Source organism: Pseudomonas sp. (assembly GCF_036404235.1).
Lineage (GTDB): Bacteria > Pseudomonadota > Gammaproteobacteria > Pseudomonadales > Pseudomonadaceae > Aquipseudomonas.
In genome coordinates, this window is sequence record NZ_DASWOT010000137.1 from 1 (window position 1) to 11,966 (window position 11,966).

General features: G+C 57.4%; 7 protein-coding genes. 1 reads left to right on the forward strand and 6 read right to left on the reverse strand.

Annotation, left to right across the window (positions count from 1 at the left end; translation table 11 throughout):
* Positions 1-13: 13 nt before the first annotated feature.
* The 4 genes from VGC62_RS17315 to VGC62_RS17330 form a co-directional block, all read right to left on the reverse strand.
* Positions 14-1,702 carry an NAD-dependent malic enzyme gene (locus VGC62_RS17315; RefSeq protein ID WP_331188302.1) on the reverse strand — a complete coding sequence of 563 codons (1,689 nt, stop codon included), beginning with the start codon at positions 1,700-1,702 and terminating at the stop codon, positions 14-16.
* Between the two features lie 230 nt (positions 1,703-1,932).
* Positions 1,933-5,505 (reverse strand): magnesium-translocating P-type ATPase, encoded by a 3,573-nt coding sequence (mgtA, locus tag VGC62_RS17320; protein WP_331188303.1) that lies wholly within the window; start codon positions 5,503-5,505, stop codon positions 1,933-1,935.
* A 218-nt stretch (positions 5,506-5,723) separates the two neighbouring features.
* The gene (locus VGC62_RS17325; protein ID WP_331188304.1) at positions 5,724-6,707 is read right to left on the reverse strand and encodes a zinc-dependent alcohol dehydrogenase family protein; all 984 of its coding nucleotides are present in this window, start codon (positions 6,705-6,707) and stop codon (positions 5,724-5,726) included.
* Between the two features lie 17 nt (positions 6,708-6,724).
* Complete coding sequence (locus VGC62_RS17330; RefSeq protein WP_331188305.1) at positions 6,725-7,207, reverse strand: general stress protein; 483 nt, start codon at positions 7,205-7,207, stop codon at positions 6,725-6,727.
* Between the two features lie 314 nt (positions 7,208-7,521).
* Here VGC62_RS17330 and VGC62_RS17335 point away from each other — a divergent pair, with 314 nt between their 5' ends.
* Positions 7,522-8,169 (forward strand): BON domain-containing protein, encoded by a 648-nt coding sequence (locus tag VGC62_RS17335; protein ID WP_331188306.1) that lies wholly within the window; start codon positions 7,522-7,524, stop codon positions 8,167-8,169.
* 54 nt (positions 8,170-8,223) lie between these two features.
* Here the strand turns inward: VGC62_RS17335 and glgP are convergent, their stop codons facing one another.
* Positions 8,224-10,737 (reverse strand): alpha-glucan family phosphorylase, encoded by a 2,514-nt coding sequence (gene glgP, locus VGC62_RS17340; protein WP_331188307.1) that lies wholly within the window; start codon positions 10,735-10,737, stop codon positions 8,224-8,226.
* A 157-nt stretch (positions 10,738-10,894) separates the two neighbouring features.
* Positions 10,895-11,806 carry a universal stress protein gene (locus tag VGC62_RS17345; RefSeq protein ID WP_331188308.1) on the reverse strand — a complete coding sequence of 304 codons (912 nt, stop codon included), beginning with the start codon at positions 11,804-11,806 and terminating at the stop codon, positions 10,895-10,897.
* Positions 11,807-11,966: the final 160 nt, after the last annotated feature.

The following is an 11,966-nucleotide window of genomic DNA, read 5'->3' on the forward strand; positions in this document are numbered from 1 at the left end:
CGCCCTGTTTCCATTACACGGCGCTACGACGATAGCTGCGATAGTTCGGCATCCAGAAGTTACGCTCGATCGCCTCCACGATCATTTCTTCAGTGGTTTCCAGCGCCACACCGTCAGCCTGGGCCTGCTTGGCGACCGCCAAAGCGATTTTCTTGCTGACTTCCTGGATATCGGTGAGCGGCGGCAATACCGCATCGCCGGTCCCTGTGACCATCGGCGAGCATTCAGCCAGCGCATTGGAAGCCGACATCAGCATCTTGTCGGTAATGCGCGTGGCTTTGACCGCGATCACACCCAGGCCAATGCCCGGGAAGATGTAGGAGTTGTTGCACTGCGCGATATGGAACGTACGGTCGCCAATGGTCACAGGCGCAAACGGGCTGCCTGTTGCGACCAAGGCTTCGCCGTTGGTCCAGGTCAGGACTTCCTGCGGCGTGACTTCCACTTTCGAGGTCGGGTTCGACATCGGCATCACCAGCGGTTTGGCACAATGCTTGTGCATTTCGCGGATGATTTCTTCGGTGAACAAACCACGCTGCCCGGACACGCCAATCAACACGGTAGGCTTGCCGTTGCGGACCACGTCCAGCAACGTCGGATAGCCCTCTTCGCTCGCCCAGCCAGCGACATCTCCAGCTTTCTGCGCGAGGTTCTTCTGGAAGTCCAGCAAGTTGTCCATGCTGTCGGTCAACAGACCAAAACGATCGACCATCAAGACACGCTTGCGTGCCTGGGCTTCGCTCAGGCCTTCGATCACCATGGCGGCGATGATGTGTTCGGCAATGCCGCAGCCCGCCGAACCCGCACCGAGGAACACCACGCGCTGCTGACCGAGGGTTTCATTCTTGGCCTTGCACGCGGCCAACAAAGTACCGACCGCGACGGAAGCGGTGCCCTGAATGTCGTCGTTGAAGCAGCACAGTTCATCGCGGTACTTCTCCAGCAACGGCATGGCGTTGGTCTGGGCGAAATCTTCGAACTGCAACAGCACGTCTGGCCAGCGGCGTTGTACGGCTTCGATAAACAGCGCAACGAAGTCGTAGTATTCCTTGCCGGTCACACGCTCGTGGCGCCAGCCCATGTACATCGGGTCGTCCAGCAGTTCTTTATTGTTGGTGCCGACATCCAGCACGATCGGCAGGGTATACGCAGGGCTGATACCGCCACACGCGGTATACAACGACAGTTTGCCGATTGGAATGCCCATGCCGCCGATGCCCTGATCGCCCAGCCCGAGGATGCGCTCGCTGTCGGTGACGACGATGATCTTGATGCGATCTTTGGTCGCGCTGCGCAGGATATCGTCGATGCGATCGCGCTCAGGGTAGGAAATGAACAGGCCGCGATGGGTGCGGTAGATCTTCGAGAATTCCTGACAGGCCTGGCCGACCGTCGGGGTGTAAATGATTGGCAGCATCTCGTCCAGATGCGAGTCCAGCAGACGGAAGAACAATGTTTCGTTGTTGTCCTGAATCGAGCGCAGGTAGATGTGTTTGTCGAGATCGCTGGCGCACTGCTTGTATTGATTGAATACGCGGGCCACTTGTTCTTCGATGGTCTCAACGTTCTGTGGAAGCAGACCCACCAGGTTGAAATCGATGCGTTCTTGCGGCGTGAATGCACTGCCCTTGTTCAGCAGTGGCATCTCCAGCAAGGAAGGGCCAGCGTAGGAAATATATAAAGGTCGCGAAGTCTTGGTCATTTTCAGTGATCGCCTTTTCTCTGTTTGCTCATATCAATAAGTGTCCGAAAACGGGGCTTCCTCGAGGTCGATGTTTCACGACAACTCGGCGTAAGGGTCCGTCCGAAAAAATGGGGAGATGAAAATCAGGTTGCCTATCTTACTCGCGTCAGACCGATTGCGACATTTTGTCACGTGATTGATTGCGAAATGATGGCCGAGGCGGTGAGGCTTGGGTAGTGAAAGAGTTGTCAGGTTGGCCGCGCCAGGCGTTGACGGCGATAGAAGATACGCTTCACGCACTCGGCAGACACCATGTAAAACAGGCTGATCGTCAACACCGCCGCGAGGATGTGCAGCGGCAGCGGCACCAGGCCAAACCATAGCGCTGCGCGACTGTATGGCAGCCCGACAGCTAGCAGGCCAATGCCCAGCGCGCTGACCATCAGCCATTTCGCAGGGCGACTGCGGTAGAACGGTTTGTAGGTCCGTACGATGAAGATCGTCAGCAGTTGGGTCAGCAACGACTCGACGAACCAACCGCTGCGAAACAGCTCGGGCACTAACCCTGCCATCAGATACAAGACGCCAAACGTCAGCATGTCGAATACCGAGCTGACCAGACCGAACACCACCATGAAGTTACGGATCTCGACGATGTTCCAGCGGTGAGGGGTGTTCTCCCATTCCCGGTCAACGTTGTCGCTGGCGATCCCCATCGAGGGGATGTCGGACAGAAAGTTGTTGAGCAAAATCTGCTTGGCTAAAAGTGGAAGGAATGGCAACACCAACGATGCCAGGGCCATGCTGATCATGTTGCCGAAGTTGGCGCTGGAAACGATGAAAATGTACTTGAGGGTATTGGCGAAGGTATGCCTGCCCTCCTCGATACCTTCACGCAGGACATCCAGATTGTGCTCCAGTAGCACGAAGTCAGCGGCCTGCTTGGCCACATCGGCGGCGTTGTCCACGGAAATCCCGACATCGGCGGTCTGCAACGCAGGTGCGTCATTGATGCCATCGCCCATGTACCCGACCACATGTCCGGTCTTTTGCAACGCACGGATGATGCGTTCTTTCTGGTTGGGATCAACCTCGGCGAACAGCGTGGTCAAGGGCGCCAGGTTCATCAGCGCTTCGTCTTTCATCAGTGACAGTTCAGAGCCTGTGATGATTCGCTGCACAGGCAAACCTACTGCTTCGACGACATGACGGGCGACCAGGTGGCTGTCGCCGCTGATGATCTTCACCTGTACGCCTAGCTTGTTGAGGGCGGCAATAGTGTCCTTGACTCCAGCCTCTGGCGGATCAAAGAACAACAGAAAACCGCGAAATGTCAGCGCTGTCTCATCGTCGCGCCCATAGTGCGCCTGATCCGGCAGTGAACGACTGGCAATCCCCAGGACTCGGAAACCTTGCTCGCTCCAGTCTGTGAAACGCTGACGAATGGCAGTCAGTTCGGTGTCGTCCAGCACCACTGTTTGCTCGCCGATGCGCACATACGTGCAGACCTCAAGCACATTGTCCAGCGCGCCCTTGGTTACCATCAGCACACTGGCCTCAGGGGCATTGGTCACTACCACGCTGAGGCGTTTGCGCAGGAAGTCATAAGGAATTTCGTCGCGTTTGATAACGCCATCACCGGGGAGCATGTCTTTGCCCGCCAGGGTGATGGCATCGTCCATGGCGTTACGCATGCCGGTTTGCAGGCTCGCATTGAGCACTGCCAATTGCAGCACCTGTGGATCGGCCACACCCTGGATATCCATGGCACCGTCCAGTTCCACGACACCACGGGTCAGGGTCCCGGTCTTGTCGGTACACAGGATGTCCATCGCGCCCAGGTTTTCGATGACATTGAGGTGACGCACGATGACCCCTTTGGCGGCCATGCGCTGGGCGCCTTTGGCCAGGGTGATGCTGAGGATCGCGGGCAGCAGCTCAGGCGACAGGCCGATGGACAAGGCAATGGCGAACAACAACGTATCAAGGGGCGGCCGGTGCAGCAGGATGTTGATACCGAACACCAGGATGGTAATCACCAGCATCACTCGCAACAGCAACCCACCGAAATGACGCAAGCCGCGCTCGAATTCTGTCGCGGGGGGCCGCAACGATAACGTCTTGGCGATTTCACCGATTTCACTTTCCTCGGCGTAGCGTGTCACCAGTATCTGGGCAGTGCCGCTGCGAACCGAGGTGCCCATGAACACACAATTGTGGCGCTGGCCCAGGGAGGCCTCGGGGGCGCAATCACCGGGGCACTTCTCCACCGGAAAGGTTTCGCCGGTCAGCAGGCTTTCACTGACGAAGCAATCGAGCGCTTGCAGAACGCGGCCGTCAGCGGCGATCAGGCTGCCCGCGCTGAGCATCAGGATGTCACCGGGCACCACTTCACTGGCAGCAACCTCAACGACAGTGCCATCCCGACGCACTGTTGCGCGCAACGCGATCTTGTTGCGCAGTTGTTCCACAGCCCGGCTGGCGCGATTTTCATACCAGGCACTGAGCACCGCACTGATCAGCACGATGCACCAGATAACCGCTGCGTCCAGCCAGTCCCCTATCACCAGGGCCACCAGCGCGCCTACGATCAGGACCAACACCAGCGGTGTACGCATTTGCTCGACCACCAGCCTCACCAATCCTTGCGGTCGACTCTGGGCGTTGGTTGGCACGGCGCGCATTCGTGCCTTGGCCTGCTCACTGCTTAATCCGGTCGCGACGGTGTGCAATGCAGTGAACAACTGAGTGGTCGAGCAGCTCCAGTAATCGGCGTCAAGGTGAGGTCCATCGTCCTTGGGTGTCGAGCGCCACCCGCGGCGCGCCAGCCACAGGCCAGGCAACATCGGTAGCCAGAAGGTCAGACCACGAAACAGCAACGTGGCAGACAACGCGACCGCGATATCCACCCCGACCCAATGCAGCGTCACCACCGCTGCCGCTTCAAACGCTCCAAGGCCACCCGGCACAATGCCAATGCTGCGTAACACGCTGGCCAACATGAACCCGGCAAACAACCCCACAGGCGCTGCCGATACACCCAATGCACGAACCAGTACCCATAACGTTGCGCTGTCCAGCACAATGATCGCCAATTCCAGCAACGTGATACGCCAAAGCAGCCTGCGACTGTGTACCAGTTGCTTGTCTGCGCCCGTGAGCAGCGAAATACTTTTGCGGACAATGGCAAAACGTTTCCCCGGCACCCGGCCTGCCAGATCGGTGTTGCCGGCCAGCCTTGGCACCAGGACCGCCAGCGCAAGGCTGACCGCGACAAACACCAGGCACAGGGTTATCACTGCCGCCGTCGCGTGTCCCTGAAACATCACCACCAGCAACGCCACGCCTACAGAGAGCCCGTAGGCCAGGAAATAGCCGGACAAATCCAGCACCAAACACGCCAGAACCACAGGCCTTGCGAACCCCAGACGCATGAACGAAGTAACGACCGCAAATGCCCCACTGATACCGGAAGACGGCAGAGCCTGATCGACGAATAGCTTCATCAGGCTGAGTTTGCCCGCCTCCCACAGTGAAAGCTGTTTGGCCCCTGCCTTGAGTACCACACGAAAGATCTGCCCCTGTGCCGTGTAGGTCAGGACCTGCAGGCCCAATGCACCCAGCAGCCATAGTGGCTCTGCCTGACTGAGCAAGCGGATGAAGGATTCAACGTCAGTGAGTTGAAGGGTGATGCCGACCACAGCCGCCAGCATCGCAGCGCCGAGCAGCCAGCTCATCCATAACGCGGGACGACTGTAATGTTGCTCTTCATCGCCCCCTTGCGGGTTTGTGAGGTCTGGAATGTGGGGGCTTACAGGCATGCCATTCCTCTGAGCGATTCAGCAAACAGGGAGATTCCGGGGCAGTACCTACGCACTTCACTGCCCCACATGAACTGCGCCCCAACATGTAGGAGCCGGGCTTGTCCCGCCAGGTCGACGACGGGCGCTCTCTCATTGACGGTCAGAGGCCCAGACTCATGAACAATGCGATCAAAATCCCGGCCCAGATAACACGACGTAAAGCCAACCGACCGCCTTCAAGGGATAAGCACGGCGGCCCCCTGAAACGCACCTGCCCGCAAATCAGCCAATGCCTGATTGGCCTCTTGCAATGGATAACCACGAGTGTGCGTGGTGATGTTCATGTCGGCCACGCGCTCGAAAAATTCGATGCCGTCCTCGCGCGTCAAGTTGGCGACCGACACCAGTGATCGTTCTTCCCAAAGCAAGTCATAGGGGAAGCTTGGGATGTCGCTCATATGAATACCGGCGCAGACCACTCTCCCCCCCTTGCAGACCGCTTTCAATGCCAAAGGCACCAGGGCGCCGACAGGTGCGAAAATAATCGCGACATCCAATGGTTCTGGTGGCGACTCATCTGAACCACCTGCCCAAATCGCACCCAGCTCTTTGGCAAATGAACAAGCATCGGTATCACCTGGCCGACTGAATGCAAAAACATCGCGCCCCTGTTTTATCGCGACCTGAGTGATGATGTGCGCGGCAGCACCAAAGCCATAAAGCCCCAGGCGCTTACCGGGACCTGCAATCGATAAAGCCCGCCAGCCAATCAAACCTGCGCATAACAAGGGCGCCAGCGACTCATCCGTCCCACTTTCACCCAGCAAAAAAACATACTGAGCGTTCGCAATGACCGATGTCGCAAACCCGCCATCGATCGTGTACCCGGTAAACGCCGGGTGGTCGCACAGGTTTTCGCGGTGAGAAAGGCAGTAGCCGCAGTGACCACACGTCTGGCCCAGCCAGGGAACGCCGACACGATCACCCACCGACAATTGCGTCACACCAGCACCCAGCGCTGCTATGCGCCCTACGATCTCATGACCAGGAATCAACGGCAGATGAGGATGAGAAAGCTCGCCGTCAACCACATGCAGATCGGTACGGCATACTCCGCAAGCGCCCACGTTAATGAGTACTTGCCCAGGCCCCGGGCTGCGATCGGGCAACTGGCAGTACACCAGTGGCTCTCCTGTTTTGTGCAAAACCATGGCATGCATAGCAACTCCCTCGGCGATCAGGTGTGCAACACGGTCTGAGCTTTGGAACGCTCTTGCGGCGTGCCATGGATAATCAACAAGTATTTGTCCGCTTTGAGCGCCGTTTCATATTTGACGACTTGATCGTCCTCGACACCAATGCCCTTGAGCACAGCCCCCACCACCGAAATGCCGCCCACAAGGATCGCACCTTCAAGCGCACCGACCAGCACTGACACGATGGGGCCAGCCATCGCCAGAAGCCCCACTCCCGGCAATAAAAACACTGCGGGCGCAATCAGCATGCCCCAGATACCACCCCAGAACGCTCCTGTGGCGCCCCAGGTTTTGATCCGGTCACCTGTGGAGTAAAACCCTATCGGATGTTCTTCACTGTGATAGCCCTTACCCACCAGGGAGAGTTGCTTAACATCAAACCCCGCCTTGCTGAGGGATCGTATAGCCTCTTCAGCGTCGTGATGACTGTCAAACACATAAATGGATTGATCGGAAGCCTTCATCGCCAATACCCTCGGTATCTGCACAACGGATATCGCCTGCGTGCAACCCCCTGCAGTTGCTCACACAAGACGATTGTCAGCATACAGAGTGCAGGGTATGCCAGGCACGTTTATTGACTAAAGTCATAAAGCCTCGTAGACACACTGTGTGCGAACCACTGCGCCCGGCCAATATCGATACCTGCCGTGCAATCGTGTTCATTCATTAAACTCTGACAAGGCTCAACGTTTTCTTTCTCGATAAGAATTTAATAACCAGCGTCCGTTGGCGCTCAATGCCATACCCGTCATCAGCGCATTTATCAGGAGTGAACATGAACGATTTAGCATTGCGGCGAACCATTCTCGACGAGCTTGAATTCCAGCCCCATGTCGATGCAGCTGCTATTGGTGTTGCCATAGAGAACGGTGTGGTTTGTCTCACGGGGCATGTCCGAACTTACGCCGAAAAAATTGCTGCCGAGCAAGCAGTCAAAAGCGTTAAGGGTGTGAAGGCGGTGGCCGAAGAAATCGAAGTTCGCGTGCCCAGCGATCTTGATTTAGGCGACGAGGTCATTGCGTCACGCTGTCTGGATGTCATTCGCTGGAACAGTGCCATTCCTGAAGACCGGATGCAGATCAAGGTTCAGCAAGGCTGGGTCACCCTTGAAGGCGAAGTGGATTGGCAATATCAGAAAGAAGCCGCGCAAAGCGCAGTACGCAAGCTGGCCGGTGTCGCCGGGATCAACAACATGTTGATTGTTAAGCCCAAAGTCAATCTCACAGATATCAAGGCACGCATCGACAGCGCTTTGGCGCGAAACGCGGAACTGGACGCCAGTAAAATCCGTGTATCGGTGGAGGGAAAAACCGTGAAACTCGAAGGCCATGTCCATCTCTGGCGTGAGCGTAAAGCCGCCGAGAATGCCGCGTGGGCAGTACCGGGTGTCATGCATGTCGAAAACTACATCCTGATCGCGTGATGCCGCCCCGCGCTTGAAGCCCACGTGGTGGCGGACTTCAAGCGATCTTGCGCATCACTTCTGCCAGACAATCAAGGGGGCCTCCAGAGGCACTGACAGTCCCGTCCCATCATCAACGATGATACGTCCGGTATAGAAACTGTCCGGGCAATCATCGGGCACCATACCGCTGTATAAGGCGGCAGTATGATCGGCGGTGTCGCAGTACCGCGCCAGATCCCACGTGCGTGCAGGCCCTTGTTCGTCTCCGGCCCTGTAAAGCTGTATACGCAGAAGCTGCGGTGCTATGCCCGCCAGCTCAACTTCAAGCTGTATATCGTAGCCGGCGTTGGTGCGACGGCAAGCTGAGCCCACAATCCGAACGTTGGACCACCACTGGGCAATGTCCTTGAGCATGCTTGTCTGCTCAGTCGCCAGTGCGCATTGGTTCTTGGTTCTGCGGTTGTAACCCTCTGCCAACGGAACGTAATAGCGCTCGACATAGTCGCGCACAGCCCGGTCCGCCGAGAATTGAGCGACCAGTTGCCCCATACTGCGGCGTATGCGGCTGATCCAACGGTGCGGCTCATTCGAGCTATTACGCTCATAAAACTCTGGGGCCAGCTCCTCCTCGATCAGCGAGTAAAGCTGATTAGCATCGACGACGTCGTGCTCGGGGCCGTGCTCCCCACCATCGCCGACGCCCCAGCCCAGGTCATCGGCGAATGCCTCAGCCCACCAACCATCGAGTTGTGACAGGTTCAGCCCACCGTTGGCCAGTATCTTCATGCCGCTGGTACCACAGGCTTCCCAGGGACGGCGCGGGGTGTTCACCCAGACATCCACGCCCTGAACCAAATGCCGGGCAATGCGCATATCGTAGTCTTCAAGAAATGCCACCCGCCCCTGGGTTTCGGGACGCTTGATGAACGATTGCCATTGCTTGATCATCTCCTGACCGCCCAAGTCAGAGGGATGGGCCTTGCCGGCTATGAGCAGTTGGATCGGGCGAGTGGGATGATTGAGGATGCGCAACAGCCGCTCAGGGTCCTGCAAGAGCAGATTAGGCCGCTTATAGGCGGCAAAACGCCGCGCAAACCCTAATGTCAAAACGTTTGGGTCAAGCCGAGCGCCCGCAGATTGGGTCACCTCTATCGACTCTCCATGAACAGCGTCACTGCGCGCCAGTTGCTCGCGTACAAATATAATCAGCGATGCCCGTGCCTGTTGCCGCATTTGCCATACAAGGGAGTCGTCAACTTCGGCGAGCAGTTGCTCCACCTTCCCATCACTCTCCCCGCGCCACGGAGTCTGGCCGCCATGCAGCGCTCGCCAGTGCTCTTCGGCCTCCAACGACACCCAGGTCGGTAGGTGTATGCCATTGGTGACGTGCCCAATGGGCACTTGCTCAGGCGGGAAACGCTTGAACAGCGGCTCGAAAATTCGACGACTGGTTTCGCCATGGAGCTGGCTGACTGCATTCACCCCACCGGCACAATGCACGGCCAGAAACGCCATATTGAACGGGGAGTCGGGATTGCTGCCGGTTTCCTGCCCCAATGCCATGAACTCGGCGAATGTTTGACCCAGCTCTTTTTCGATATAACGTCCCAGGTATTTGCCGATCAATTGCGCTGAGAAACAGTCGAACCCAGCCGTCACCGGGGTGTGTGTGGTGAACAGGTTGCCCGCCCGTGTTGCGGTGAGTGCCACCTCGAACGGCACCTGATGCGCGCGCATATAACTGCGCGCACGCTCCAGCACGGCAAAGGCCGCATGCCCGTCGTTGAGGTGACAGACATGCGGGTTGTACCCCGCAGCTTCTAACAACCTCCAGCCACCGATGCCCAGGACGATCTCCTGGCGCAGTCGCATTTCGTTATCGCCGCCATACAGTTGTTCGGTGATCAAGCGCACAGGAACAGGGTTGGCAGGGTCATTGCTGTCGATCAACAGCAGTTTGTTGCGCCCGACCGTCACCTGCCAGCCTCGCAGCCAGAGGGTCAGCCCCGGCATTTCTATCGCCAGTCGCAACAGGCTGCCATCGGGTCGTAACAGAGGCTTGATGGGCAATTGCCAAGTGTCATTGACCGGGAACAGTGCGTGCTGGGCACCCTGGCTGTCGATCTCCTGGCGAAAGTAGCCGTGCTGCCAGAGCATGCCGACGGCAATCACCGGGACCCCAAGATCGCTGGCAGCTTTCAGTTGGTCACCCGCCACATTGCCTAGCCCACCTGAATAAATCGGCAGCGCTTCGCTCAGCATGTACTCCATCGAGAAATAGGCGACCTGCCCCAGCGTTTTCCCAAGTTCCTTCTCAGTAAACCAAGTGGGCGCGGCAAGCTGCTTGTTGTAGTGCTCGGCAATCCGTTGCACGCGAGCACGAAACTTGCCATTTACCAAATGCTGGTCGATTTTTTCCCGCGATACGGTATTCAAGACCTGACAGGGGTTGTGCGTCATTTCCCAGACTTCAGGATTCAACTGCCGCCAAATGTCCTCGTTAACGCTGGACCAGCGGATGCCCAAATCGAATGCCAACTGGCGCAGCGTTTCAAAATGATCGTTGCTATGTTCATAAGCAGGCACAAGCGTCTCCGTCTCGATTCTGCGCGCCGGCCCCACCGCTGCCGCAACACATGGATGCAACGATTGCACCGCGTGTCATCCGGGCTCGGTTCACCGCACCGCGTATTAAAGTTCAAACAGTTAAAAAACCGAGCCGACACTGCAAACGCAAAAACCTTTACGGCTGAGCGCTTCGCGGGTTGACCGTCAATAGGCTGCTGGGCAGGTGGTTGGCCAGTTGCTCAGTGGTACTGCCCATCAGTTTGTTCATCACATCGCGATGCACTGTTCCCAGCACAACGACATCGATACCGGCGCTGACGACGAGCGACTCAATAACCTTGGCCGGATTACCCATGATCAGATGCCTGCGATCCTCGGGTACGCCATAGCTATCAGCCAACCGCCCGAAGGTTTCGCTTTCTTTCTCGTACAACGTATCCACCACCGACGAGGCTTCCCCCATACCGCCGTCCATAGCATAGATATAGGACAGGTCATAGACATACAGAAGGTGCAATTGGGCGTTGCATTGCTCTGCGAGGGTTTCTGCGGTGGTGATGATTCTGTCGTTCAAGTGCTCAAATTGATCCTCCAGGCGGAAAGGATCCACCGCCGCCAGAATCTTGCGTGGAATACCGTGCTGAACCTTGGCCACCAGATGCAACGGCACAGGGCAATCGTGCAACAACCGCATATCCAGCGTGGTGAAAAATGCGCGAGTGAGCCACGACTCATGCTGCAAGTCCTTGATGACCATCGACGGCTTGAGTTCCTGAATGTAGGTCAGAATCTCTTCAAACGGGCGCGCCACCCAGATCACCTCCGTGGTGACCTGAATGCCCAGGTGCCGGATCCCTTTGGCCTCTTCTTCAAGCCACTCGCGATGGCTGTGCAGGTAGCCTTCACGCATTTCGTTGATGGCTGTCTCGTTGACCAGTCCGGCGCTCGCGATGCCCTCGACATAATCGAACGCGACGATGTGCAGCGCCGCAGACCTCACCCTGGCCAAGGCGGCCGCTCGGTCGAACGCGGGAGTACGGTTCATTAAGGGCGTGGCGATCAGCAGTAACCGCTCGGTGTCAGCCATGTCACATCTCCGTCGAATTGAAGAGCGCGCAGAGGATCATTCCTCCTACGAATGTGCCGGTCATTGTTGGCTGTCGGTGACAGTTGCGCTTGATATAGATCAAAACGTGTGGCCGCGTCCCGACTCAATTATTTCAACGCCGCATGGCGTGATCACTCGC

Bases quoted from the DNA above. Each gene is read 5' to 3' on its own strand.
- VGC62_RS17315 (WP_331188302.1), bottom strand. From the start codon at position 1,702: ATGACCAAGACTTCGCGACCTTTATATATTTCCTACGCTGGCCCTTCC.
- mgtA (WP_331188303.1), bottom strand. From the start codon at position 5,505: ATGCCTGTAAGCCCCCACATTCCAGACCTCACAAACCCGCAAGGGGGC.
- VGC62_RS17325 (WP_331188304.1), bottom strand. From the start codon at position 6,707: ATGCATGCCATGGTTTTGCACAAAACAGGAGAGCCACTGGTGTACTGC.
- VGC62_RS17330 (WP_331188305.1), bottom strand. From the start codon at position 7,207: ATGAAGGCTTCCGATCAATCCATTTATGTGTTTGACAGTCATCACGAC.
- VGC62_RS17335 (WP_331188306.1), top strand. From the start codon at position 7,522: ATGAACGATTTAGCATTGCGGCGAACCATTCTCGACGAGCTTGAATTC.
- VGC62_RS17345 (WP_331188308.1), bottom strand. From the start codon at position 11,806: ATGGCTGACACCGAGCGGTTACTGCTGATCGCCACGCCCTTAATGAAC.